This is a genomic window from Ruegeria sp. HKCCSP351 (assembly GCF_017872535.1).
GTDB lineage: Bacteria > Pseudomonadota > Alphaproteobacteria > Rhodobacterales > Rhodobacteraceae > Ruegeria.
Map to the genome: position 1 here is coordinate 247467 of NZ_JAEDOV010000005.1, position 25978 is coordinate 273444.

The window sequence follows — 25978 nt, forward strand, 5'->3', positions numbered from 1 at the left end:
GTCCTGTCTTAAGAGCAGATAAACCTTAAAACAGGGCACCCCCGCATATGTTCGACGCCGCACCCTTGCTGCGAGATGTCTTTGGATTCGACGCCTTCCGCCCCGGGCAGGCAGAGATTGTCGACGCCGTGACGGCAGGTGAAAACGTGCTGGCGATCATGCCTACAGGTGGCGGCAAATCCTTATGTTTTCAACTCCCCGCCCTGCTCCGCGATGGGGTGACGGTGGTTATATCTCCGCTCATTGCCCTGATGCGCGATCAGGTGCGCGGCTTGCAAGAGGCCGGGGTCGAGGCCGGTGCGCTGACATCCGGCAACACGCCCGAGGAAACCGAGGCCGTCTGGGACGCGCTGGAGGACGGGCGGCTAAAGCTGCTTTACATGGCGCCCGAACGTCTGGCTGCCGGGTCTGCGCTTGGGATGCTCCGTCGGATCAACGTCAGCCTGATCGCCGTGGACGAAGCCCATTGTGTCAGTCAATGGGGGCATGACTTTCGCCCTGATTACCTGCGGATCGGAGAGTTGCGGCGCGCCCTGAAAGTTCCGCTGGCCGCGTTTACCGCCACCGCGGACGCAGAAACCCAGGATGAGATTGTCGAAAAACTGTTCGATGGCATTGAGCCACGCAAATTTCTGCGCGGATTTGACCGGCCCAACATTCATCTGGCCTTTGCCGCAAAGGACGGGCCGCGCAAGCAGATCCTTGATTTCGCAGATGCCCGCAAAGGCCAGCCCGGCATCGTTTACTGTGGCACCAGAAACAAAACCGAGGTGATTGCTCAGGCCCTGCGCGCCGAGGGGCACTCGGCTTGCCACTATCACGGCGGGATGGAGGCCGAGGACCGCCGCATTGTCGAAACCCGTTTCGCACGCGAGGACGGGTTGATCGTCGTCGCAACCGTGGCTTTTGGCATGGGCATCGACAAACCCGATATCCGTTGGGTCGCCCATGCAGACCTGCCCAAATCGATCGAAGCCTATTATCAGGAAATCGGACGCGCCGGGCGCGATGGCGGCCCGGCCGAAACGCTGACCCTGTTCGGCCCCGATGACATTCGCCTGCGGCGATCACAGATTGACGAGGGTCTAGCGCCGCCCGAGCGCCGCATGGCCGATCATGCGCGTCTGAATGCCTTGCTGGGTCTGGCCGAGGCATTAGAATGCCGCCGCCAGACATTGTTGGGTTACTTTGGCGAGACCACAGGACCCTGCGGCAAATGCGATCTGTGCGACAGCCCGCCCGAAGTTTTCGACGGCACAACTCCGGTACGTATGGCCCTGTCCGCGATCCTGCGGACCGAGGAATGGTTCGGGACAGGCCATTTGATCGATATCCTGCTGGGAAATGAGACCGACAAAATCCGCGCCCGCCGCCACGAGGATTTGTCCACTTTTGGCATCGGAAAGGATTGGACGCGCCCGCAATGGCAGGCCATTTTCCGCCAGATGATGGGACACGACCTGGTCCGCCCCGACCCTGAACGTCACGGTGCATTGCGCATGACCGAGGCGGCCAAACCAATTCTGAAAGGCGAGACGCAAATCACCCTGCGCAAGGATACGCTGCGCAATGCGGTCCGTCGGCCTGCGGTCAAGGCAATGGTGTCCGAAGAAGACGCCCCGCTGCTATCCGCGCTCAAGGCCAAACGCCGTGCCGTGTCCGAAGCTGCACGTGTTCCGGCCTATGTCATCTTTCCGGACCGTACGCTTATCGAGATGGCGGAAAAGCGCCCTGTAACGCTGGACGATATGGCCCGGATCGGCGGTGTTGGTGCCAAAAAGCTGGAACGCTACGGCAACACGTTCCTTGAAGTGATCGCGGGCGAAGCAAGAAGCGTTCATCCGGCGCGCCGAAAACTGGCTGGACGCGATCAGGCTGAGATTTACGACCGATTGATGGAAGTTCAGTCCTTGCTGTCGCGCGGTCCGGACGGGATCGACAAGCCCCTTACCTGCTCGGCCTCGCAATTGGCAAAGGTCGCGCAACTGCGCCCCGACGATCCCCGTGGGATTGCGCAGGTGCTGGGTGATCGGCGTCACGAAAGGTTTGGCGCTGCTTTTCTGGACGTGCTGCGTGAGGCGGGCTAGATAACCCCAAAGCAGGCAAGAAAGAGGGCGGATATGCTGATCGTGATTTCCCCGGCTAAACGGCTGGACTGGGCCGAGCGGAATGTAGGGGTAACGCAGCCCGACTTTCAGGATGATGCGATCCGGCTGTCCAAAACCGCCCGCAACCTGACACTGGGTGATCTGAAAAAGCTGATGGACCTGAGCGACGATCTGGCACGCCTGAACCGCGACCGGTATCGCGCTTTTTCGGATGCACCTGACGCAAAGGCCACACGCCCGGCTGCGCTTGCTTTTGCTGGCGACACATATCAAGGGCTTGAAGCTGCTTCGCTGGACGAAGACGAGCTGTCATGGGCGCAAGACCACTTGCGCATCCTTTCCGGCCTTTATGGTGTGTTGCGGCCACTCGACGCAATCCAGCCCTACCGGCTTGAGATGGGCAGCAAGCTGAAAACCCGAAGAGGGAAGAACCTTTACGAATACTGGCGCGATCAGCTCAGCAAAGCTCTGAACGCGCAGGGTGCCGAGATTAACAGCAACATTCTGGTGAATTGTGCCAGTCAGGAGTATTTTGGTGCGGTGGATTTGAATGCCCTGAACCTGCGCGTCATCACACCGGTCTTCATGGAAGATAAGGGCGGCACCCCAAAGATTGTGAGCTTTTTTGCCAAAAAGGCGCGTGGTGCCATGGCGCGGTATATCATCCAGCACCGCTTGATTGACCCTAAGGGACTGCTGGATTTCGACAGTGGCGGCTATGAATACCGCCCTGATCTGTCGGAAGCGGATAAACCCGTTTTCGTCAGACCATATTCGGCCTGAAACCCAGATCACTTGAACTTGCAACCCGGTGGTAATCGCCTGAAGAGTCAGCCCGGCGAGGTCGGATCCGGGATTTCGTCCCGCTCACGCCGGATTTTGACGCTGGGTATGGTGTCTGTGACCGCGCAGACGCAATCGGGCTGGTGTTGCAGGATCATCTGGTGAATGCGGTTCTTGTGTAGCGGTTTGGTCAGGTAGTGATCCAAGCCCGCTGACAGAATTCCCTGATCATCCCCGGCCATGGCATGAGCCGTCAGGGCAACGATGGGGACGTGGCGACCGGTTGCAACCTCGAGCCTGCGAATTTCCGCTGTTGCCTGTTTGCCGTCCATCTTCGGCATTGAAATATCCATGAAGATCAGATCTGGCTCGAACGCCTGATAGATTTCAACCGCTTCAATCCCATTCGAGGCAAAGCGAAGATCGATATTCAGATCCTTGACCATCTTCTTCAGGATCAATTGGTTGGTGCGGTTGTCCTCGGCGGCAAGGACCCTCATACGTCTGGTGAGCGCAGATTCAGAACCTCGCCTTTTAGAGACTGTTTTTTCCGCATCCAAAGGACACCTTTCCAACGATGGGCTATCGAGCGCCATCAGCCTGCCATACAACTCGGACCGCGGGATGGGTTTCTGCAAGACACCGTCGATCAGGTCACGGGCAGGATGCGCGTGAATCAATCCGGGGTTTGCGGACATCACAACCACCGGAATATCACCCCACCCGCGATCCCTGAGTGAAACCGCAAGGTCCAGCCCATCCATGTCCGGCAGATCGTGGTCGCAAAGAACCAGATCAATCTGATCATTCATCTGTGACAGTGCGTCGGTCCCCGACGTGCAAACCGTCACTTCGGCCCCCAGTCGTCCAAGCTGCTTGGCAAGAATGGCCCGGTTCACGGCAAGATCTTCGACCAGCAGGACATGTTTCAAACAATCCGCCAAGTTCGGAGGTTCGGGTTGCAGGCCTTCTACCGTGGGCAGTGTCACGCGAAAACCGAATCAGGATCCCTGGTCCGGCTCGCTTTCGACCCAGACTGTGCCGCCCATCAAGGTGATCAGCCGCTTGGTGATGGCAAGACCAAGCCCGGTGCCTTCAAACTGGCGGTTACGCTCGTCTTCGACCTGATTGAACTCGCCAAATATGTGGTCGATTTTCTTTGCGTCGATGCCAATTCCAGTATCTTCAATGGCAATATGGATGTCGCAGATCTGCGCATCCGGGTTGGGCACCCCGGTCACCCGGACCAGCACATACCCTTCAGAAGTGAACTTGACGGCGTTGCCGACCAGATTGGTCAGAACCTGCCGTATCCGACCAGGATCGCCCACAAAAAGGGTTGGCAAGAACAAGTCGTAATCAACCAGCAATGTCAGCCCCTTATCGCGCACGCTGGGCTGTAGCAGCATCGCAACCTCAAGAATGCAGCGTTCAAGATCAAACTGTTCGGGGTGCAGAGCCAGCTTGTCCGCCTCAATCTTGGAATAATCCAGAACGTCGTTGATGATGACCAGCAGCGCCTCACCCGAATTGCGGATCGTGTTGACGTATAGCCGTTGCTCTTCGTCCAACGGTGTCTCGTCCAGTAACTCGGACATGCCAACGATGCCGTTCATCGGTGTACGGATTTCATGGCTCATGTTGGCCAGAAAGGCCGACTTGGCCCGGTTTGCTGCTTCGGCCCTCTCGCGCGCCGCCTTAAGCTCGATTTCATGCCGGACCGACGCTGTGATGTTGAGAGCAAGGCTCACCATATCACCGCCACTGCCGCGCTGGTCGATCAGACGGATATAGTGACCGTTCCAAAGCTGCATAACGATTGGTGGCGGGTTGGCGCGGCTCCAGCGGGCCAGCATTCTGGCCTGCCAGTCTTCCGCGGATTCATCCCCGATATCGACAATACCTTCTGACGTCAGCAAATGCAGAATACGGGGGTATGATATCCCCGGCACGACTTCGTCCAGACCTTCAAAAACGCTCAGATACGCGGTGTTTGCACCGATCAGCCGGTTGTCGCCGTCAAAAAAGGCAAATCCGTCCTGTATTGTCTGAATCGAGTGCCACAAGCGGCGTTCGGCAACCTCGATCTTGGCGTTGGCCACGCAGAGGTCGGATTTGACCTTTTCGTTTTCATCCCGAACGGTTTCAACCTCAGCCTGCGTTTCGCCAATTCGTTTGGTCAATGCCATGGCATGTTGACCCAGTTTGCGATTGGCTGCCGAAAGCTCGGCCTGCTTCAGGGCCAGCATCCGTTCAGCTGCCAAGCGCGCGCGCCGTTCCTGTGCCAATTTATGTGCAAGACTCATTTGATTGATTCCAGAACGTTCTGCACCCAGCATCCCGACAGAGGATGAAAAACTGTTTAAGCCGTTGCACAACAGGCGCACGCCATGCAACGCTGTGCCCAAAGAGGAGGGCACCATGCGCCGCTTTGTTTTTATTTCAATAGCTTACGTCATTTCGCTTTTGGTCCTGCCCAGCGCCACCCAGGCGCAAGATGCAGTGCCTGAATTCCGTTACATCACGACGCGGGACGCAGATTTTTATGGCTCGGATCTGGACGCCCTTTTCGATACCGATCTGAAGTCCTGCATTCAGGCCTGTTCCGCCAATACGCTTTGCACCGCGTTCACCTACAACACCCGATCCAATGCCTGTTTTCCAAAAAGCGGTGTAAACCGGCAAGAGGCCTATCAAGGGGCTGTGTCCGCGCAGAAGGTGTCTACCCCAGATCAGACCCAAACATTGGCCAAAACGCGTGCAAACGCGTTAAGCGCACTTGGCGCCGCCGACCTGAAGCAGGCCGCAGATCAGGCACGCGATCTGGGCTTTGTTCATATGGCGCAAGGCAACGACCTGCAGGACGTTCTGGACGCGGCGCGCAGCGCGAGCAGCCCGCGGCAGGCGATGAATTGGACTGGTGTGGCCGTATCGCTCAGTGACGCGCCCGATCTATGGGTGGAATACGCGCGCCTGTTGTTGCAGACAAACTCTCCGGACTGGAGTGAAAGGCGCGATCTGCGCAACCGTGCGCTGAATGCCGCAACCAATGGCTACTTGCGCGCCGATACTCCCGGCACGCAGATTGCCGCTCTGATGACATTGGCCCGCGCCTTGGAAGAGGTCGAGCGCGGGCGCGATATGATCCCTGTGCTGCGGCTGGCCCAGGAAATCCAACCGCGCGAGGATGTACTGGCCGCGCTGAATGATGCCATCGGGAAACACGGTTTTCGCGTGGTCGACAGTTCTGTGGAAAGCGACGCCGTTGCACCGCGGATCTGCGTCGAGTTTTCAGAACCGCTGGTCAAGGCGGGGGTTGACTATGACCCGTTTGTCCAGCGCTTCGATGACGGGTTGGTGGTACAGGCTGAGGGCAGGCAGCTTTGCGTTGACGGTGTCGCCCATGGTCAGCGCTATCGCCTGACGCTACGCGAAGGCCTACCCTCCGCCTCGGGCGAGGCGCTGAACCGCAATGTTGAGCTTACCCATTACGTGCGAGACCGGGCGCCTTCGGTCCGGTTTCCCGGGCGCAGCTACGTGCTGCCGAAATCCGCTGATGCTGCTTTGCCCGTTGAAACGGTCAACGTCACCGAACTGGACTTGATCCTGCGGAGGGTCAGCGACCGGAACCTGTTGCGCGCGGTTCAGCAGGATTTCTTCGGTCGCCCGCTCAGTGAATGGCAGGAAGCAGAATTTTCCGAAGAGATTGCCGAGGATATCTGGACTGGTACCGCCGAAGTGACCAACGAACTGAACCAGACCATGACTGCGCGCCTGCCTATTGGAGAGGCGATCGCGGATCAGCCCGCTGGCATTTATGCGCTGACCGCCCGTGTTCCGGGGGCTGATCCCTATGACGACCCGGGCGCGACGCAATGGTTTGTTCTGTCCGATCTTGGGATCAGCAGCGTGCTTGGCACCGATGGATTGCACGTCACGGTGCGCGGGTTGAGCGACGCGGCACCCCGTGAAGGTGTCGAGGTTTCACTGGTCACAAGCGCAAATGCGGTCATCGCCCAAGCGCGGACGGATGAATCGGGTTATGTCAGGTTCGATCCCGGTCTGACGCGCGGCAAGGGGGCCAGCGCGCCCGCACTGGTGATGGCGTCAACTGGAGACAGCGATTTCAGCTTTCTATCCCTGACCGATCCTGCCTTTGACCTGTCAGATCGTGGTGTTGAAGGGCGTGCACCTGCGGGGCCGGTTGATGTTTTTCTAGCCACGGATCGCGGCGCATATCGGGCCGGAGAGGTGATCCACCTCACCGCCTTGTCGCGCGATGGTGAGGCGCAGGCTATCGAGGGCCTACCCCTGATTGCGATCCTGTATCGCCCGGACGGCGTGGAATACCGCCGAACCGTCTCGGATGGTGGCGTCGCCGGGGGGCATGTCTTTCGTCTGCCTGTTGCGTCAGATGCACCACGCGGCGCTTGGCGGATCGAAATCAAGTCTGATCCCAAAGGCGATGCGCTGGCGCGACAAACAGTGCTGGTAGAAGATTTCCTGCCGGAACGTATCGATTTTGAGATGACCCTGCCGGACGCACCTCTGCGTCCCGGCGACAGCCCACCGCTTTCGATCGACGCGCGCTATCTGTTTGGTGCTCCAGGGTCCGACCTGAGCATCGACGGTCAGGTTATTGCACGCCCGGCGGACACAGTGCCGGGCTACGACGGGTATCGCTTTGGCCGCTATGACGCCGAGACATCGATCAAAAGCACCTATTTCGGTGACACGCGCACAGACGCAAACGGCAAAGCATCCATAGCCGTTGAAATCCCTTTGTTAGAGACAGAAGGAAAGCCAATTGAAGCCGAAGTTATTGCGCGACTGGCCGATGGTTCGGGCCGACCTGTTGAGCGTCGCCTGAGCGTTCCTGTCCTGCCGCCGCAACCTGTGATCGGTGTCAAACCCCTGTTCGAGGACGTAATCCCTGAAGGTACCGAGGCAGCGTTTCAGATCATCGGCCTTGCACCCGACCTGAGCCCCAGCCCGATGCGCCTGCGCTGGACGCTGAACAAGATCGAAACGCGGTATCAATGGTATCAGCTTTACGGAAACTGGAATTGGGAACCGACAACCAGACGCACTCGCGTTGCCACCGGAGAGATAGACGTCGCCACTGATCCTTTGACGTTGTCCCAGCCCGTGGACTGGGGCCGTTATGAACTGGTGGTCCAACGTATTGATGGCACCTTTACGGAAACCGCTGTCGATTTCCACGCAGGCTGGTATCAGGCCGCAGATGCTTCGACCACGCCTGACCGGCTTGAGATGTCTCTGGATCGCGACAGCTATCGCGCCGGGGAGACCGCACAGCTGCGCATCGTTCCGCGCATGGCAGGTATCGCTCAGGTCGAGGTGATGTCGAACCGTCTGATCCATCGCCAGATGGTTGCCGTAACGGAAGGCGAGACAGTTATCCCGATAGAGGTGACAGAAGATTGGGGGGCAGGTGCCTATGTCACGGCCACAGTTGTCCGACCGATGAATGTTTCGGGTGGTCAGAACCCGGCACGCGCCATGGGCGTCGCCTATGCCGCCGTTGATCCCGCGGATCGCACGCTGTCAGTTGCCATTGAGGTGCCTGAGGTTACCTCGCCCCGTCAAACACAGAAGGCCATTGTTAGGGTCGAAAATTTTATAAGCGATGATCCAGTGTGGCTGACCCTTGCCGCTGTGGATGTGGGCATCCTCAACCTGACGGGGTTCGAAAGCCCAAACCCGCAAGAGTACTATTTCGGGCAACGTCGGCTGGGTGTGGACCTGCGTGATGTTTACGGGCGGCTGATCGACGGCATGAACGGAGCGATGGGTACGGTTCGCTCTGGCGGCGACAATGACAACGGGATGCGCCGCCAATCCCCGCCACCGACGCAAGATCTGATGGCGGTGTTCAGCGGCCCTGTTCAGGTCGGTGCAGATGGAAAGGTTGAGGTCGACATCCCTCTGCCCGCCTTCAATGGTACAGTTCGCCTGATGGCCATCGCGTGGTCCCAAAAAGCCGTCGGTCAGGCCGAGGCTGACATGATCGTCCGCGATCCGGTGGTGGTTACCGCCAGCCTGCCGCGGTTTCTGGCCCCCGGCGATCAAAGCCGGATGCGTCTTGAGATTGTCCATGCGGATGGCGCATCCGGAGACATGGCGCTTGGCCTGACCACCACTGGTGGGCTGGAACTGGGCCCGGTACCGGCAAGCTTTCTGCTGGAGGATGGTGGCAAAGCGGTGTTCGACATCCCTGTAACGGCCCATGTTATTGGCGATCCAGAGATCAGCGTTTCCATCACCACGCCAGATGGGCGCGATCTGTCGCAAACCCTGCGGATGCCGGTGCGGGCCAACGATCCCGTAATTGCCCGGACGCGGCGCTTTGCGCTGGGTGCGGGGGACAGCTTTCTGTTTTCGCAGGATGTTTTTGATGGGTTTCAACCTGGCTCGGCCAAGGCCATTCTGTCAGCCGGAGCGTTGGCCAAATTTGACACGCCCGGTCTGCTGGATCAGCTGAACCATTACCCCTATGGCTGCACCGAACAGATCACCAGCAAGGCACTGCCGCTGCTTTACCTGTCATCCGTCGCGCAGGCCTCGGGGCTGGGGAATGGCCCGGAGGTGGATCAGCGCATCACGGATTCGATCCAAAGCATTCTGACTCGTCAGGCTGCAAACGGTGCCTTTGGCCTGTGGCGCGCAGGCAGCGGTGATTTCTGGCTGGACGCCTATGTGACCGATTTCCTGTCGCGCGCCCGTGCGCAGGGGAACCCGGTGCCGGATCGGGCTTTTGCGCAGGCCATGGATAACCTGCGCAATCGGGTCAATTACGCGCCGGACTTCGACGAAGGCGGTCAGGATATTGCCTATGCCCTGATGGTTCTGACGCGGGAAGGCGCGGCGGCGATGGGCGATCTGCGCTATTATGCGGATGTCAAAGGGGATGCTTTCGACACACCGTTGGCCGCCGCACAACTGGGCGCTGCGCTGGCGTCGTACGGGGATCAGACCCGCGCAGACGCGATGTTCGCCCGTGCGGCGCGGATGCTGCAACAGGAGCCGAACGATCAGGAAAACCACTGGCGCGCGGATTACGGCACCCGCCTGCGGGATGCGGCGGGCCTGTTGACTCTGGCGGTAGATGCGGGCAGCGAGGCGATTGACCGCAACGCATTGATCCAACGGGTAAGCACGGGCCGAACGCCCCTGTCCACACAAGAGGCCGCGTGGTCCCTGTTAGCAGCGCACGCGCTGGTGTCAGACCCTTCAGGGTCCGGCTTGACGGTCAACGGCGCGTCAGTTTCCGGCCCCTTTGTTCAGGTTCTGCAATCCGGGCAGGCGGAAGAGGTCAACATCACTGCGACCGAAGGTCAGGCCACCGATATCACCCTGACGGTGACCGGAATCCCCGAAAATCCGCCTGAGGCCGGTGGCACCGGCTATTCTATCGAACGGCAGTATTATTCGATGGACGGTGATCTGATTGACGCAAGCCGCTTTGCCGTGGGGGACCGGTTTGTAACGGTTCTGACGGTCACGCCGTTTGAAAGCGGTGGGGCGCGTCTGATGGTAGACGATCCTCTTGCCGCCGGGATCGAGATCGACAACCCGAACCTGCTGCGATCGGGCGATGTACGGTCGCTGGACTGGTTGAATCTGTCTGATGCCACGCATACCGAGTTCCGCTCTGACAGGTTCCTGGCTGCGGTTGACCTGTCTGGACGCCAGACCGTGACGCTGGCTTATGTCGCCCGTGCCGTCACACCGGGCGTGTTCCACCATCCGGCGGCCTCGGTCGAAGATATGTACCGCCCCCAGAACCGCGCGCGAACGGCGACGGGACGGGTCGAGGTGCGATGACCGGACATCGTTCAAATCCCTGTTTGGGCGGCTCTCATGCCTAGGGTGCCGCGCCTGTTATTTGCGTTGGCCGGTGCTCTCTATCTGGCGGCGTTGGCGCGGGATGGTGCTGACCGCTGGGTCGACGCCACGGTGCTGCCGCCCGTTCTGACTGAAACTTCGGTCGAGATGCGGGATCGTAACGGTGACCTCCTGCGCGTGTTTCCGGTTGCAGATGGCATCTGGAGGCTGCAACCCGGCGCGGTCGATCCCAATTACACCGCTATGCTGATCCGGTACGAAGATAAACGTTTCTGGACCCACTCGGGCGTGGACCCTGTCGCGTTGCTGCGCGCAGCCGGGCAAAGCCTTTGGAGCGGGCGCGCTGTTTCAGGCGGGTCAACCCTGACCATGCAGGTCGCGCGGCTGATCGAAGATGGATCGACCGGACGCTGGAGTGGCAAATTTCGCCAGATTAGGGTCGCATTGGCGCTGGAGCGGCAGCTGAGCAAGACACAGATCCTGAACCTCTACCTGACCCATGCTCCCTATGGCGGCAATCTGGAAGGTATCCGTGCCGGTGCCCGCGCCTGGTTCGGCAAGGAAGCAACCCGGTTGACCGCCGCACAGGCGGCCCTGCTGGTCGCTTTGCCGCAATCCCCGGAGGCACGACGCCCGGATCGCAGTCCCGAGGCAGCCCAAATTGCCCGAGATCGGATTTTGCGCAGGTTAGAGCGCCACGGCGTATTGACCAAGCCTGAAATGCACGCTGCCCTGACGGAAACCATTCCTGATCGAATGATCCCGTTTCCGCGCCTTGCACCCCATCTGACCGACCGCGTGAAAGGCCAAACCCGTGCAACCGGTGTATTTGATCTGACCCTGGATGCAGGGGTGCAAGCCCGGTTGGAAACTTTGGTCGCTCGGGCCGCGGCGCGCGTAGGGCCGCGCGTGTCCGGGGCCCTGATCTTGGCAGATCATCGCGACGGCAAGATTTTGGCCTCGGTCGGGTCAGCCGGGTATCGGGATGCGCGACAAGGGTTCGTGGATATGACGCAAGCCGTGCGGTCGCCCGGATCGACGCTGAAACCTTTGGTTTACGGGCTGGCATTCGATCAGGGTCTGGCCCATCCGGAAACCCTGATCAGCGACAGCCCGGTGATGTTCGGGCGTTACGCCCCGCGTAACTTTGATGGCGTTTTCCGGGGCGATGTAAGGGTTCGGGACGCGCTGCAATTGTCGCTGAATATCCCTGTCGTGCGCCTGACGCACGAGCTGAGCCCTGCGCGCGTGATGGCAGCACTGCGGACAGCAGGATCAGAACCGCGCCTGAGCAGTGGTACACCCGGATTGGCAATATCCTTGGGTGGCGTCGGTCTGAGCTTGCATGATCTTGTACAGATCTACGTGACGCTGGCCGCTGGTGGGCAAGGCCCGATCCTGCGCCATGACACCCTGGCTGATGCACGGCTCACCTCTCGTGTTTTGTCCGAAACCTCAGCATGGCAGATTGCGGATATCTTGTCCGGGATCACAGCACCCACGGGCAGCACTTCAGGGACGCTGGCCTTTAAAACAGGAACCTCTTATGGGCACCGCGATGCCTGGGCCATTGGCTTTGACGGGCAGCATGTCATCGGGGTCTGGCTGGGACGTGCGGATGGCACACCTGTTCCCGGCGCATTCGGAGGGGACGTTGCCGCGCCGCTTTTGACCGAGGCTTTTGGCCTGTTGAAACCCGAACTCACGCCCTTGCGCCCACCGCCGCCATCAACACTGTTGGTTGGCGCGGCGCAATTGCCGCAACCGTTGCAACGTTTCCGGCCCCGCGCGGCGGCTTTCGAAACGGACCAAACCGCACCTGATCTGTTGTTTCCACCAGAAAACGCTGTGTTAGAGACCTTCGGGAGCCCTCTGACAGTGAAACTACGCGGTGGTGTCGGGCCGTTTTCCGTTCTGACCAACGGCGTGCCCATTTTGACCGGGCAACGGCAGCGAGAATTCGAAATTCCCAATCCCGGACCCGGATTTACCTCACTTGTGGTGGTGGATGCACAGGGCCAATCCGACCGGGCCTCGTTCCGGATCGACCAGAGCGCGCCCGGTTCCCGTTAAAGAACAGCAACGGGCCAGCGTTAACGCCGCCCTTCCCGTAGCCAACCGCCCAGCAGAAAGCCCCCAGCCAGCAGCAAGACAAGCCAGGGCGGCAGCAACCCGGCCTGCGTGACATCCCGCGTCTCATACGCGTTGCGTGGGGTCAAACCGATCCAGCCCCGACCGGCGGCAGGGCGTCCGGCGCGCATGGTGCGGATCGACGGCAGCCCATCTTCCAGTTGGATCACACCGCCCCGCAACCCGGCCAGCACCGGTTCAAGGACATCACCTGTCGCGATGGTACGCTCGAACTCCTTCGGTGCAGCAGGTCCAAGGCCGATCACTGCCATGTGGTCGCCTTCCTGCAAACGATAAAGGCCAATCTCGGGGCCGTAAAACTGCGCCTCGAACCGGCCCGGAGAAACCTCTTTGAAAGTAATCTCCAACGTCTCGCCATTCGGCAAGGTGACAGTTACCGGGCCAACTTCTGTCCCGAGCGTCTGACGAATGATGCGCATGGACTGACCGTTGGCCTCGGCCCACAACGCTTCTTCTTCCAGTTCCGGTTCTTTCATCATCCAATGGGCCAGCCTGCGCAACAGCTCCAGCTGCGGGCCCCCACCTTCGAAGCCACGGCTCCAAAGCCAGGCATGGTCAGACGCAAGCATCGCAACGCGCCCTTCGCCGACACGGTTCAAAACAAGCAGCGGACGATCCTCGACCCCGGTCATCAGCACGTCACCCGAGCGATGTTTCACATCGATCTGACGCAACCACGCCCCCCAATCCTCGGACTCTCCAAGGTTGGTCGTGACCGGGTGGCGATGCCCCAGATCACTGACCATTGGCATATATCGTTCCTCGATCACCCGTGCGGTTGGCTGAGCAGGCAGAATTGGTGCCAAAGGCGAGCGGAAGATGCTGTCGGCGCCGGCAAAATCGGGCCCGGCAGCAATCAGAACCGCGCCGCCTTCGTTGATGTAGCTTGTGACATTGTCCAGATAGATTGCTGGCAGAATCCCGCGCCGCTTGTAGCGGTCAAAGATGATCAGGTCGAAATCGTTGATCTTTTCCAGAAACAACTCACGAGTCGGGAAGGCGATCAGCGACAGCTCGTCCACCGGAACACCATCCTGTTTCTCGGGCGGGCGCAGAATGGTGAAATGCACCAGATCAACAGAACTGTCGGATTTCAACAGGTTGCGCCACGTGCGACCACCCGGATGCGGCTCGCCCGAGACCAGCAGCACGCGCAGGCGGTCCCTTACGCCGTTCATCTGGATCAGGGCCGTGTTGTTACGATCGGTCAACTCGCCCTCGGCCTGAGGGACGGAAAACTGGATCACGTTGCGCCCGCCATGGGGCAATGTGACGGGCAGTTCGACATCGCGACCGATTGGAATGCTGAACTGCTCGGGCTCGCCCCCATCCACCGAAATTTCCAGCGGCGCAGATGTTGCACCCGCGGGGGCAGCTCCGCTGTCTTCGACGCGCAGGGTCAAGGTCACCGATTCACCAATGATGGCGAAAGCCGGGGCGTTTCGGACAATAAGCCTGCGATCCCAGTCGCTTTCCCGCCCGGTTTGCAGCAGGTGCATCGGCGCGGGCAGATCCGGGGCCTGATCGACATCATGCACGATCCCATCTGACACCACGAGGATACCGGCGATACGCGCGCGCGGCTCTTCCGCCAGAGCTTCGTTCAGGGCTGCCATGATCTGCGTGCCCTCATCACCTTCACCATCGCCAACCCGGATACGGCGCAGTTCTGTATTGTCGCGTGCCTCAATCTCGGCGGCCAGATCTTCTGCGGCCATTGCTGTTTGTTCCGCCCGATCTGAAAGCGTCTGGCTGGCGCTTTCATCCTCGAACATCAGAACGATATCTGTCAGCGGTGCACGATCTTCAATCTGATAGACCGGGCCGGACAGCGCAGCGATGATCACCAGCGCCGCCAACCCACGCAAGGCCCATCCCGACAATCCACGCCACAAAGCCAGAACGACTCCGGCCACGGCAATCATACCCACGACAAGCAGCATCGCCCACGGGATCAGCGGATCGAAGATGACGGTTCCTGTCATTGTCCCAACCTGTCCAGAAGGGCGGGCACGTGAACCTGATCGGATTTGTAGTTCCCCGTCAGCACATGCATCACCAGATTGACACCAAAACGATTGGCCAACTCGCGTTGCCGTTCCCCGGCATAACCGCGCCCGACGGGCAACAGGGCCTGCCCGTTGCGATCCACCGCCCAGGCACCGGCCCAGTCATTGCCGCCGATGACCACCGGCGTCACATTGTCGTTCAGATTGCGGAAAGGCATCCCGTCGATCTGTTCTGCATCCAGCGGCGCGGCTTCAACCCAAACCTCGGTGCCTGAATATCGGCCCGGAAAATCCTGTAACAGGTAGAACGTGCGTGTCAGAACATGATCGCGCGGAATCGGCTCTAATGCAGGTATATTCAGCGGTCCGGCCAGTTGTTGCAGTTTGCGGCCATTTGGGCTGGAGGCACCGAAACCGGCAATATCCGCGTCACGCGTGTCAAACAGGATCATCCCCCCGGACCGCAGATAGGCGTTTAGCTTGACATAAGCCTCGGCCGAAGGTTGCGACTGGCTTGCTGAGATCGGCCAATAAAGCAGCGGAAAGAAAGCCAGTTCATCCCGTTCCAGATCAACACCAATGGGGTCTGCCGGTTCAACCGATGTGCGATAGAATAGGGTTTGAACAAGTCCCCGCAACCCGGCTTGTGCAATATCATCTACCTGAGCGTCGCCAGTCAGGACATGCGCCAATACCAGTTCGTGGGTCGCAGCCAATGCAAACTCGGTGTCCTCAGGCGTTTGCGCGTGACCTTCGGGTACCAGCAGAAAGGCAGCCAGCGCGGCGGCCGTCGTCCGGGCCAGACCCAACCTGCCCGACAAAGCAAGCGATGCAATAACATCGACTGTCAGCAAAATCAGCGCAAGGCTGAGCAACAGGCCACCGAGCGGCGTTTCCGTACTGACCTCCTGCCCTTTGATCGGCATATTCGCGGGCCAGACAACGGGACGCAGCTGGGTTTCTTCCGAGACGACGTTCAACGCCAGCTTCTGCTTGCCGCTTTCATAAAGCCCCGGACGCAGTTCCGGCCCGATCTGGCCCGATATCAGTTCAACCCCGTCGACACCGGCCAGGGTTCCGGCATCTGACAAGGTGCCAAACCCGTCCATGATTTGTACCGGCTCCCATATTGTTCCCAGCAACTGGGCCTCTTGCCGGGACTTAGCAGCCGAGGCCACGGCCAGACGATCCAGCATTTCGACAAACAGGCCCGACAGCGGCAGACTGGACCATTCCGCATCTGCGGTTACGTGGAACAGCACCACCTGCCCCAACCCCAAAGCCTTACGTGTTACCAAAGGCGTGCCGTCAGACAGCGAGGCAATCACACGATCCGCCAAGTTAGGGTCAGGTTGTGCCATGACCTGAGTGGAAACAACCACGTCATCGGGGATGTCCAATCCATAAAAAGGCGAGGTTTCGGGGAATGGTGCCAAGGTCTTGGCCTCACCCCAGCTCATCGCGCCGCCGACAGATCGCCCACCGCTGCGCAGCCGTGCAGGCAGCAGGGTGTCTTCGGTGTCACGCCCAAGATCGCTGGCCGCCATACGCGGGCCGGCAAAGCGCAACAGCAAACCGCCCTGTTCGACCCATTCAATCAGGTCCGCCTTTTCAGGTTCCGACATCTGGGCCACATCCGACAGAACAATGACATCCGGATTGGCGGGCAGAACCTCAGTCAGGCCACCATCGACGAAATCCGCCGTAGGGCTCAGGACCTGCGTCAGATAATGCAGCGGGGACAGCAGCTCCAGACCTTCGCGGTTCAAACTCCCGGCAATCAGCGCGACCTCGCGCCGACGCAGGCTGTCGTCGGTCAGGGTCACGGCCCCGGCAGACCTTTGGCCCTGGATTTCGAACCGCGTGATCCGCGCGCGGAGTTCGGATGGCAGCGCCAGATCGGCCTGCGCCGAGGCGTTCCCGGCTTCTAGGGCCAGTTCCACAGAATGCAGCACTCGGGCGGTTCCTGCCGGGTCGCGCCCTTGTGCCAACACTGTCACACGTTCCTCGGGTCCGGGGCCCGCGCGCTGAACTGTCAACTGGATCAGCCCGTCCTGATAAGCTGCTGGCAGGATCGCCATGGGCCGGGACGCCGCCTGATACACCACGACATCGCCACGAGCCTGCAAGCTGGAGACCAGCGCCGCATGATCTGCATAATCCAGCCGGTCACTGAACCAATGGGTATCAAACCCGCCATCAATCGAATTTAGCGCCGCAATCGCCTGTGCGATCTGAGGTTCGGTTGGCTGCCATGGGTTGGGCGTCAGTCCCGGCAAATGTCCCCGCCATGCCTCGGCCGCCTGAAAAACGGGTGTTTCCGGTTCGGTCAGGCGCAGGATAGCCACTGTGCGCCCCGCGCGACCAGCCTCGGTCAGTTGCGCATCGATCTGATCCAGCGTGGCGGGCCATCGGGTCGCGCCTGCCCAACTGGCGTCCAGCACCATCAGCAGCGGCCCGGACCCGATCTCATCCCGCGACGGGTTCAGAACCGGACCGGCCAGACCTATGATCACCGCCGCAGCTGCCAGCATCCGCAGCAGCAACAGCCACCACGGCGTGCGGTCCGAAACGCTTTCATCATCCTTTAGGCCCAGCAGCAGCGTCACCGCCGGGAACATCCGGCGGATCGGCGCTGGCGGCACCGCGCGCAGGATCAGCCAAAGGATCGGCAGGGTCAGAAGACCCAGCAGAACCCATGGAGCGGTAAAGCCGATGCCCGCCAGAACCGTCATCGCGTTCCCCCGTCCAAGGCCCGATAAAGCCATAACAGAGCCGCTTGTGCGCTATCGCCCGTGTGATGCAGGCCCATTTGCCAGCCAGTCGCCCGGCAAAGCTGCGTCAGCGCATCCTTGCGGTGGGCGAGGCGTTGCAGATAGCGGTCCCGCAGCTCTGCCGCCTTGAGCGTTTCGTGCCGGACGGACCCTCCAACGCTTTCGAAAATCGTACGCCCACGATAAGGAAATGTCTCTTCTCCCGGGTCCAGCACCTGAAGGATTACGCCGCGAACACCACGGTCGGCCGCTTTGGTCAGGGCCAGTTCAACTTCATCCATTGGACCAAGAAAATCCGAAATGAATACGGCACGGGCATGCGGGATCATGGCGCGATGTTCGGGTGGCGCGTAATCCGTTTGATCATCCTCGGACCAGGCTTGCGCCAGCCGGATGATCTGCGCATTGCCGCGCCGGGGCGGCAAGGTCGTGCCGGTCAGGCCAACGCGTTCACCGCCGCGGACCAGCAGGATTGACGTTGCCAGCCCCAAAAGCCGGGCTCGGTCCGCTTTGGTCGGCAGTGTCTTGTCGGACGCAAACCGCATCGACGCGCCCTGATCGACCCATAGCATCACGGATTGCGCGATCTGCCATTCGCGTTCCCGCACATATTGCTGATCTCCACGCGCCGAACGGCGGTGGTCGATCATCCGGCGGCTGTCCCCGATCTGCGCGGGGCGGTATTGCCAGAAATCATCCCCCATGCCAGAGCGTCGCCGACCATGGTCTCCCAGCAGAACGGTGCCTGCCAGATGCTCGGCCCGCGCCAAAAGGGGCGGCAGCCGCGATGCTTCGGCCTCGGATCTTTCGCGAAGGGTCAGCGCGGCATTCACGCTGCCGCCTCGGTCCGGATCAACCCGACAGCGGTCGAGTCGATCAGGTCAGCCAGACTGTCGCCGCGTGCCCGTGCCGCAAAGTTGAGCGCCATCCGGTGGCTGAGCACCGGGCGCGCCATATCCAGCACATCCTCGGCATTGGGTGCCAGACGTCCCTGCAACATCGCACGTGCCCGAACCGTCATCATCAGCGCCTGTGCAGCGCGTGGCCCAGGACCCCACGCGACGGTTTCAGCAACCCGTTCGGATACACCCGCTTCTTCTGGGCGGAAGGCCCGAACCAGATCAAGGATCAGCTCGACAACCGAGTCCCCGACCGGCATCCGACGTAGCAGGACCTGCGCAGCCAGCAGTTCTTCCTTGCTGAAAATCTGATGTGCTTCGTCTTCCTCAACGCCGGTCGTGGCCAGCAGAATATCCCGCTCGGTCTGGCGGTCGGGGTATTCTACATCGATCTGTACAAGAAACCGGTCCAGCTGCGCTTCGGGCAGCGGATAGGTGCCTTCCTGTTCGATCGGGTTTTGCGTGGCCAGAACATGGAATGACACACCTAGGGAACGGTCCTCACCGGCCACTGTTACCGTGCGTTCCTGCATCGCCTGCAGCAGCGCAGATTGCGTTCGCGGGCTTGCCCTGTTGATTTCATCCGCCATCAGCAGCTGACAGAAGATCGGGCCTGGAATGAAACGGAAATGGCGGCTGCCATCGTCAGCCGTATCCAACACCTCAGACCCGAGAATATCGGCGGGCATCAGGTCGGGCGTAAACTGAATGCGATTGCCATGCAGGCCCATCACGGTCGACAACGTCTCGACCAACCGTGTCTTACCCAAGCCCGGCAGACCGATCAGAAGGGCATGACCACCGCACAAAAGCGCGGTCAGGGTCAGGTCCACGACCCTTTCCTGCCCGATGAAGCGGCGGGTGATCGAGGCCTTGGCCTCTTGCAGCTTGTTTTCCAGCGCTTCGATCTCGGCTACGAGGTCGGCAGGTTCGTTCATGACTTTCCCTTCCGTGGACGAATATGATTGAAGTGTATCGCGCTGAGAGGAAATGGCAAAAGCAATGAGCGGACAAAAACCTGTGAAACCCTCGCCCGACGGTTTGGCCGCATCGGTAAAAGCCGCCAAAACCCGAGGTTTACCGCCCGTTCACCTGTGGAATCCCCCGTTTTGTGGCGATCTGGACATTCGTGTCGCAAAAGATGGTACATGGAGTTATTTAGGCTCGCCCATCAATCGGTTCGAGCTTGTGAAGCTTTTTTCCTCAATTCTTAAGAAAGAAGACGGGAAATATTATCTGGTTACTCCGGTTGAAAAGGTGGGAATCACTGTCGAGGACGCGCCGTTCATCGCCGTGGATTTCGAGCAAGCCGGCGAAGGTCAGACGCAGAACCTGACCTTTCGCACACAAGTGGACGGCATCGCTGTTGCAGGGCCCGCTCATCCGATCCGGGTTGTTATTGATCCCGCAACAGAAGAACCGTCACCCTACATATTGATCCGCGCCAACCTCGAAGCCCGCATAGACCGCAAAAGTTTTTACCGCCTCGTCGAGATTGGCAGCCACCATGAGGGCTGGTTTGGTGTCTGGTCAGGTGGACAGTTCTTCCCGCTCATCCCTTCAGCAGATCTTGGCTGACCGAGATGCGCGATCCTGGGCCAGTACTACGGCCAAAGCAACCACGCCCGCGCCCAGCGCACGGGTCCAATTCCAGTCTTCCCCCAACATCAGCATGATCAGCATCACGTAAAACGGGGCGATATTGATGTGAAACGAAGCCAGCGCCACGCCCAGCTTGCCCACGGCCGAGATGAACAGCACCTGGCTGAGCCCCAGTGATATCAAGGCATAGATCCCAAGCATCCCCCATTGCTGCCCATCAATGGCAGCGGTTGGCAACACATCCATGCCCAGCTGGGCCGCCCCAAAACTCAACACCGCGGCCATGAGCAACCCACCAACGAAGGTAATCGTACAGCGCCCGATCTGACTAAGCTCGGGGAAGTCGCGCGCGGTGGCCATGCTACCCCAACAAAACAGGCCCGTTGCAAGGATCGCCAGAACCGCGCCCAGCCCCAGCTGTTCGGGCGCGGCGGCGCTGGTTGCAATCAGCCCACCCAGAACCGACACCAGAACACCCAACGCAAAGGTCCATTTCAGCCGTCGGGTTCCTGCCATCAGCTCCAGTACCGTTGCAAGCAAGGGCGCGCAGGATGCAATGATCGCGACTGTCACCGGGTCCGTCATTTTCTGCGCAACGATCAGCAGAAACATGGCAAAGCCAAAACCAAAGCCGCCGACAACCATCGCCCGGCCCCATCTGGCGCGCAACACTCTGCTTGGACCGTCCAGCAGAATCCAGACCGGTATCAGAACGGCAATCGCCAGCACCAGGCGCGCTGTCAGCAATGCAACAGGGGGCCAGGTTTGCAGCAACACTTCTGCCGCGGGGAAACCCGCTGCCCAGGTGATCATGGAGGCAACGGCCAACCCATTCCCTGACAGCGCTGGGTTTTGGCCACCAGACAAAACGGTAGTTGCCCCGCGTACGGGTTCCGGGCTCATCGCCATTGGATTCGGACCTTTTGTTAATGCGGCACCCGTAATGACGCGCCGCGCTGAGCGGACCTTTGCTGATTCGGTGCAGGCGATCTGGTCGATTTTCGACAATCTGTCGTTTTCGATCCCTTCCCCGAAAATCATCCCTTGCGTATGATCGGATCACCACAACCACTGACCGCTCATGCCCAGATTTGCTGCCAACCTTTCGCTTCTGTTTACGGAAATGCCTTACCTGGATCGGTTTCAGGCGGCGGCAGATGCCGGGTTTACCGCGGTCGAGGTTTTGTTTCCTTACGACATCGCCGCGACGGAAACCCGCCGCGCCTTGATTGCCAACGGGTTGGAGCTTGTGTTGATCAACGCGCCACCACCCAACTACACCGGGGGTGCGCCGGGTTACGCAGCGATCCCCGATGGTCAATCACGGTTCCAGTCGGACATTCGCCGTGTCCTGCGATATGCAGGGGTGCTTCGCCCCGGCCTGATCCACATCATGTCCGGATATGCCACCGGGCCAGATGCATTGAATTGTTTTATGCAAAACCTGCAATGGGCTGCCGATTTCGCCCCACAGCAGCAGTTCACCATCGAACCGCTCAACCCGGTTTCACAGCCCGGGTATTTTTTGAACGATTATGATCTGGCAGCAGACGTGCTCAACCAGGTGGATCGCCCGAATGTCGGCCTGCAATATGACAGCTTTCACGCCCATATGATCCATGGCGACGCGCTGGATGTCTGGGATCGCTTTCATCCGCAGGTGGTCCATGCCCAAATCGGCGCAGCCCCGGATCGCATGGAACCGGGTCGTGGCCCAACGGATTTCAAAGGCTTATTCTCGGCCATGGACGCGGCAGGTTATGGCGGCTGGGTTAGCGCGGAATACACACCCTCAACTCAACGCACCTGCGACACACTTGACTGGATGCGGGACTTGCACTGGTAATTTTCATTTAAATACCGCACATCAGGGGCATTGCGACCATTAGGATGCCTGCCATGATACCAGCCCGCTATGCCCGTGCCGTTTTCAGCCTGATCATGTCCGGCCTCATGTCCTTGATTGTAACGGGGATCGCGACGGTCAAAGCAATTGGGTTTAACCCCGGCACAGTTGGCGACTGGATGGCGTCCTGGGCTTTTTGCTGGCCCATCGCCTTCACCGTGATCCTGCTGTTTGGCCCATCTGTGCAACGAATGGTGAACCGCATGGTCGGGCCGCAGGGCTGACCCGCTGATAGGACAGACCGCCGAGAACTGAAGAACAACGCCGTTAGTGCGCCTCGGCCCAGTTCGCCCCCTTCCCGGCATCCACGACCAGCTTCACATCCAGCTTGACCGCAGGATCCGAGGCGCCCTCCATCACGTCACGGGCCACGTCAACCACCTGATCCACCGCGTCTTCGGCCACTTCGAACAGCAACTCGTCGTGAACCTGCAACAGCATCCTGGCTGGTAATCCGGCGATCGCGTCCGGCATTCGCACCATAGCGCGCCGGATCACATCCGCCGCCGTACCTTGAATTGGCGCATTGATCGCCGCGCGGCGCGAGAACCCTGCATGTGGCCCTTTGGCATTGATTTCGGGCGTGTGAATCTTGCGCCCGAACAGGGTTTGCACATAGCCGTGCTCTTTCGCGAATTCGACTGTGTCGTCCATATAGCGGCGAATGCCTGGGAACCGTTCGAAATAACGATCAATAAAGCTCTGTGCCTCGGCCCGTGGAATACGCAGGTTCCGGGCCAGACCAAAGCCCGAGATGCCGTAGATCACGCCGAAGTTGATTGCCTTTGCCTGACGGCGGATATCAGGTGTCATCTCATCCAACGGCACGTCGAACATCTCGGACGCGGTCATGGCGTGAATATCCAAACCATCAGAAAACGCCTGTTTCAGAGCCGAAATATTAGCAATATGGGCCAGAATGCGCAACTCAATCTGGCTGTAGTCGAGACTTACCAAGACATTGCCCGGCTCGGCGATGAAAGCCTCACGAATACGGCGCCCTTCTTCTGTCCGCACCGGAATGTTCTGCAGGTTGGGATCGGTCGAAGCCAGACGCCCCGTGTTCGCTCCGGTGATCGAATATGACGTATGTACCCGGCCTGTGTCGGGGTTGATATGGGTCTGTAGCGCGTCGGTATAGGTCGATTTCAGCTTGCTCAGCTGCCGCCAGTCCAGCACACGGCGCGGCAGTTCATGCTCGGTTGCGAGGTCTTCCAGAATATCAGCCCCGGTTGAGTATTTGCCGGTCTTGCCTTTCTTGCCACCTTCCAGACCCATCTTGTCGAACAGGATTTCGCCCAGCTGAGCGGGCGATCCGACATTAAAGCTTCCCCCGGCCAACTCGTGAATTTCAGCCTCTAAACCGGCCATTTTCTGGGCAAATGCATTGGACATCCGGCTCAGGACATCGCGGTCGACCTTGATTCCATGCATCTCCATCCCGGCCAGTACCGGGACCAGCGGCCGTTCCAGCGTCTCATAGACCGTGGTCACCTGTGCCCGGTGCAATTGCGGTTTGAACAGCTGCCACAAACGCAAGGTGATGTCCGCATCTTCGGCGGCATAGGCCGTGGCCTCGTCAATCGCGACCTTGTCGAAGGTGATTGCCGATTTTCCCGACCCCAGCAGTGGTTTGATCGGGATAGGTGTGTGGCTCAGATAACGCTCGGACAGGGTGTCCATCCCATGCCCATGTTCACCGCCATGCATGGCGTAGGACATCAACATCGTATCGTCGATGGGTGCCACGTCGATGCCGTGTCGCCTGAAGATCTTGGCATCATATTTCATGTTCTGCCCGATCTTGAGGACCGACGGATCCTCGAGCATCGGTTTCAAAAGCATCAGGGCTTCATCCAATTGCATCTGCCCATCGGCCAAAGCATCCGATCCAAACAGATCGTCCGCTGATCCATCGCGGTGGGTCAACGGGATGTAACAGGCTTCTCCGGCCTCGACGCACAGCGAAATACCCACCAGACCGGCAATCATCTCGTTCAGGCCCGTGGTCTCTGTGTCTACAGCCACCCAACCACGCTCATAGGCCTGGTCAATCCACTTTTGCAGGGCCGCTGCATCACGTACGCATTCGTATTTCGAACTGTCAAACGGGATCACCTCGACCTCTGCCGCCGCTGGCGCAGGCGCGTCGGCGATCACCGGAGCCTCAACCCCCAGCTTGTCAGCGATGCGCTTGGTGAGGGTACGGAACTCCATCTCGGCCAGAAACGCCAACAGCGTGTCTGCATCGGGGTCCCTCACCTCAAGGTCGTCCAAGGTGAAATCCAGCGGAGTATTCTCGTCCAGTTGAACCAGTTTCTTCGAAAGCTCGATCTGGTCTCGCATTTCGATCAGGGTCTGGCGGCGTTTGGGCTGCTTGATCTCATCTGCCCGGTCCAGCAGGGTCTCCAGGTCGCCGAATTCGTTGATCAGCAAAGCCGCCGTCTTGACCCCGATCCCCGGCGCGCCAGGAACATTGTCGACGCTATCACCAGCCAACGCCTGAACATCGACCACACGTTCCGGTCCAACCCCGAACTTCTCGACCACGCCATCCCGGTCAATGCGTTTGTTCTTCATCGCATCCAGCATTTCGACGCCGTCCCCGACCAACTGCATCAAGTCCTTGTCGGAACTCACGATGGTCACACGGCCACCCGCATCTCGCGCCTGAACAGCGAGGGTCGCGATAATGTCGTCAGCCTCATAGCCCTCCATCTCCTTGCAGGCGATGTTGAACGCTTTTGTCGCCTCGCGGGTCAGCGGCATCTGTGGGCGCAGATCCTCGGGCATCGCTTCACGGTTGGCTTTATAGAGGTCATAAAGGTCATTGCGGAAGGTATGCGAGCCTTTATCAAAGATCACCGCCACATGGGTCGGCGCATCTGGCCCGGTGTTTCCCTCGACATATTTCTGCAGCATGTTGCAAAAGCCCGAAACAGCCCCAATTGGCAGACCATCCGACTTGCGGGTCAACGGTGGCAACGCGTGATAGGCCCTGAAAATAAAGGCCGATCCGTCGATCAGATGCAGGTGACACCCTTTTCCGAAAATGCTCATGCGCGCGCTCCCTATCGGTCAGGGATGGTTCTGCCACAGGGTCGCGCGGGTGACCAGTCTTGAACTTGGACTAACCGCCGAAGAGGCCGCTGAAAACGTCCGAGAAACTGTTCAGTAGCGCCATAATGATCAACACACCGAGGAAGGCAAAAAACGCGAAGGCAAAGAACTGGAACAGAATTGCGCCGATGCCAACAGCAATCCCGGCAATGGCAGGGCGCCGCCTTTCGTGACGCAGGATGCCAACAACCGACAGAATAACCGCCAGCCCACCTAGCATGGCAACACCGATCTGCAGGAAATCATCCAGATCGCGCGCGCGGGCAACGGGCTCGGGCTGCTCCATCCCTGCGGCCGCGCGCAGAGTAGATTTGCCGATTTCAGCTGCCAGTTCACCCAGCGACACGCCCGAGGACTGGTTTGGGGCAAATGGACCAGCCCAGAAGACAAACAAGGCAGCAAACAATGCCAAAGACGCTATGCAAAAGCCAACCCAACCAAAAATCGGGTTGGCGGAACCACTGGATGTAATATCGCTCATCACGCTCGCCTACGTTGCTTGCCACGTGCATTACCATAAAAAAAACACGGCGAGATTTGGGCGAAACCCAACTAGGCCAGCAATCAGCTTTGCTCTGTGCCTTTAAGAACATATTTGCAGTCGCAATAGGGGCATTCGACCCAGCCTGCGTCTTCGGGGATCTGCAGCCACACGCGCGGATGACCTAACGCACCTTCGCCGCCGTCACAGGCAACACGGGCGGTTTCGACGATCTTTGTTTCCGGCGCTTCGATGGTCACGGCTGGCGATCCTTCT

15 protein-coding genes and 1 pseudogene are annotated in these 25978 nt (G+C 59.6%); 7 read left to right on the plus strand and 9 right to left on the minus strand.

From position 1 onward, the window contains the following. Positions 1-47: 47 nt before the first annotated feature. Both recQ and yaaA read left to right on the plus strand, forming a co-directional pair. Entirely contained in the window at positions 48-2087 is a 2040-nt protein-coding gene (gene recQ, locus I9182_RS12675) for a DNA helicase RecQ (RefSeq protein ID WP_209598484.1), read from the plus strand. Between the two features lie 33 nt (positions 2088-2120). Next, positions 2121-2891 carry a peroxide stress protein YaaA gene (gene yaaA / locus I9182_RS12680; RefSeq protein WP_209598485.1) on the plus strand — a complete coding sequence of 257 codons (771 nt, stop codon included), beginning with the start codon at positions 2121-2123 and terminating at the stop codon, positions 2889-2891. Positions 2892-2938: 47 nt separating this feature from the next. On the opposite strand, the pseudogene I9182_RS12685 reads toward yaaA, so the two are convergent. Next, a pseudogene (locus I9182_RS12685) lies at positions 2939-5197 on the minus strand (response regulator). A gap of 115 nt (positions 5198-5312) precedes the next feature. Between I9182_RS12685 and I9182_RS12690 the strand changes: the two are divergent. Next, positions 5313-10739, plus strand: a complete 5427-nt coding sequence (locus I9182_RS12690) for an alpha-2-macroglobulin family protein (protein WP_209598486.1) — start codon at positions 5313-5315, stop codon at positions 10737-10739. Between the two features lie 36 nt (positions 10740-10775). Then, positions 10776-12833 (plus strand): penicillin-binding protein 1C, encoded by a 2058-nt coding sequence (gene pbpC, locus I9182_RS12695; protein WP_209598487.1) that lies wholly within the window; start codon positions 10776-10778, stop codon positions 12831-12833. A 20-nt stretch (positions 12834-12853) separates the two neighbouring features. On the opposite strand, the gene I9182_RS12700 is transcribed toward pbpC, so the two are convergent. From I9182_RS12700 to I9182_RS12715, 4 genes are read right to left on the minus strand one after another with little or no spacing between them, the layout of a single operon-like run. Continuing rightward, positions 12854-14896 (minus strand): hypothetical protein, encoded by a 2043-nt coding sequence (locus I9182_RS12700; protein ID WP_209598488.1) that lies wholly within the window; start codon positions 14894-14896, stop codon positions 12854-12856. Continuing rightward, positions 14893-17655: a DUF4159 domain-containing protein gene (locus I9182_RS12705; RefSeq protein ID WP_209598489.1), complete on the minus strand. Its 2763-nt coding sequence runs from the start codon at positions 17653-17655 to the stop codon at positions 14893-14895. The genes I9182_RS12700 and I9182_RS12705 overlap by 4 nt, the downstream gene beginning before the upstream one ends. Further along, a complete protein-coding gene (locus I9182_RS12710; protein ID WP_209598490.1) occupies positions 17652-18527 on the minus strand; it encodes a DUF58 domain-containing protein in 876 nt (291 codons plus the stop codon). The genes I9182_RS12705 and I9182_RS12710 overlap by 4 nt, the downstream gene beginning before the upstream one ends. Next, the gene (locus I9182_RS12715; protein WP_209598491.1) at positions 18524-19531 is read right to left on the minus strand and encodes a MoxR family ATPase; all 1008 of its coding nucleotides are present in this window, start codon (positions 19529-19531) and stop codon (positions 18524-18526) included. The genes I9182_RS12710 and I9182_RS12715 overlap by 4 nt, the downstream gene beginning before the upstream one ends. A gap of 52 nt (positions 19532-19583) precedes the next feature. On the opposite strand from I9182_RS12715, the gene I9182_RS12720 reads away from it, so the two are divergent. After that, complete coding sequence (locus I9182_RS12720; RefSeq protein ID WP_245222618.1) at positions 19584-20171, plus strand: DUF1285 domain-containing protein; 588 nt, start codon at positions 19584-19586, stop codon at positions 20169-20171. Here the strand turns inward: I9182_RS12720 and I9182_RS12725 are convergent. Beyond that, complete coding sequence (locus I9182_RS12725) at positions 20154-21008, minus strand: DMT family transporter (protein WP_245222620.1); 855 nt, start codon at positions 21006-21008, stop codon at positions 20154-20156. The two genes, I9182_RS12720 and I9182_RS12725, sit on opposite strands and share 18 nt — an antisense overlap. Positions 21009-21276: 268 nt before the next feature. On the opposite strand from I9182_RS12725, the gene I9182_RS12730 reads away from it, so the two are divergent. Together I9182_RS12730 and I9182_RS12735 are read left to right on the plus strand one after the other, a co-directional pair. Beyond that, the gene (locus I9182_RS12730; protein ID WP_209598493.1) at positions 21277-22041 is read left to right on the plus strand and encodes a TIM barrel protein; all 765 of its coding nucleotides are present in this window, start codon (positions 21277-21279) and stop codon (positions 22039-22041) included. A gap of 53 nt (positions 22042-22094) precedes the next feature. Further along, the gene (locus tag I9182_RS12735; RefSeq protein WP_209505197.1) at positions 22095-22325 is read left to right on the plus strand and encodes a DUF2798 domain-containing protein; all 231 of its coding nucleotides are present in this window, start codon (positions 22095-22097) and stop codon (positions 22323-22325) included. A gap of 43 nt (positions 22326-22368) precedes the next feature. Here the strand turns inward: I9182_RS12735 and polA are convergent, their stop codons facing one another. The 3 genes from polA to I9182_RS12750 all read right to left on the minus strand — a co-directional run bounded on the left by polA (position 22369) and on the right by I9182_RS12750 (position 25962). Beyond that, positions 22369-25161 carry a DNA polymerase I gene (gene polA, locus I9182_RS12740; protein WP_209598494.1) on the minus strand — a complete coding sequence of 931 codons (2793 nt, stop codon included), beginning with the start codon at positions 25159-25161 and terminating at the stop codon, positions 22369-22371. 70 nt (positions 25162-25231) lie between these two features. Next, positions 25232-25702, minus strand: coding sequence for a hypothetical protein (locus I9182_RS12745; RefSeq protein WP_209598495.1), 471 nt, complete (start codon positions 25700-25702; stop codon positions 25232-25234). Between the two features lie 83 nt (positions 25703-25785). Further along, positions 25786-25962, minus strand: coding sequence for a zinc-finger domain-containing protein (locus I9182_RS12750; protein WP_209598538.1), 177 nt, complete (start codon positions 25960-25962; stop codon positions 25786-25788). Positions 25963-25978: the final 16 nt, after the last annotated feature.

Bases quoted from the DNA above. Each gene is read 5' to 3' on its own strand.
- recQ (WP_209598484.1), top strand. From the start codon at position 48: ATGTTCGACGCCGCACCCTTGCTGCGAGATGTCTTTGGATTCGACGCC.
- yaaA (WP_209598485.1), top strand. From the start codon at position 2,121: ATGCTGATCGTGATTTCCCCGGCTAAACGGCTGGACTGGGCCGAGCGG.
- I9182_RS12690 (WP_209598486.1), top strand. From the start codon at position 5,313: ATGCGCCGCTTTGTTTTTATTTCAATAGCTTACGTCATTTCGCTTTTG.
- pbpC (WP_209598487.1), top strand. From the start codon at position 10,776: ATGCCTAGGGTGCCGCGCCTGTTATTTGCGTTGGCCGGTGCTCTCTAT.
- I9182_RS12700 (WP_209598488.1), bottom strand. From the start codon at position 14,896: ATGACAGGAACCGTCATCTTCGATCCGCTGATCCCGTGGGCGATGCTG.
- I9182_RS12705 (WP_209598489.1), bottom strand. From the start codon at position 17,655: ATGACGGTTCTGGCGGGCATCGGCTTTACCGCTCCATGGGTTCTGCTG.
- I9182_RS12715 (WP_209598491.1), bottom strand. From the start codon at position 19,531: ATGAACGAACCTGCCGACCTCGTAGCCGAGATCGAAGCGCTGGAAAAC.
- I9182_RS12720 (WP_245222618.1), top strand. From the start codon at position 19,584: ATGGCAAAAGCAATGAGCGGACAAAAACCTGTGAAACCCTCGCCCGAC.
- I9182_RS12725 (WP_245222620.1), bottom strand. From the start codon at position 21,008: ATGATCACCTGGGCAGCGGGTTTCCCCGCGGCAGAAGTGTTGCTGCAA.
- I9182_RS12730 (WP_209598493.1), top strand. From the start codon at position 21,277: ATGCCCAGATTTGCTGCCAACCTTTCGCTTCTGTTTACGGAAATGCCT.
- I9182_RS12735 (WP_209505197.1), top strand. From the start codon at position 22,095: ATGATACCAGCCCGCTATGCCCGTGCCGTTTTCAGCCTGATCATGTCC.
- polA (WP_209598494.1), bottom strand. From the start codon at position 25,161: ATGAGCATTTTCGGAAAAGGGTGTCACCTGCATCTGATCGACGGATCG.
- I9182_RS12745 (WP_209598495.1), bottom strand. From the start codon at position 25,702: ATGAGCGATATTACATCCAGTGGTTCCGCCAACCCGATTTTTGGTTGG.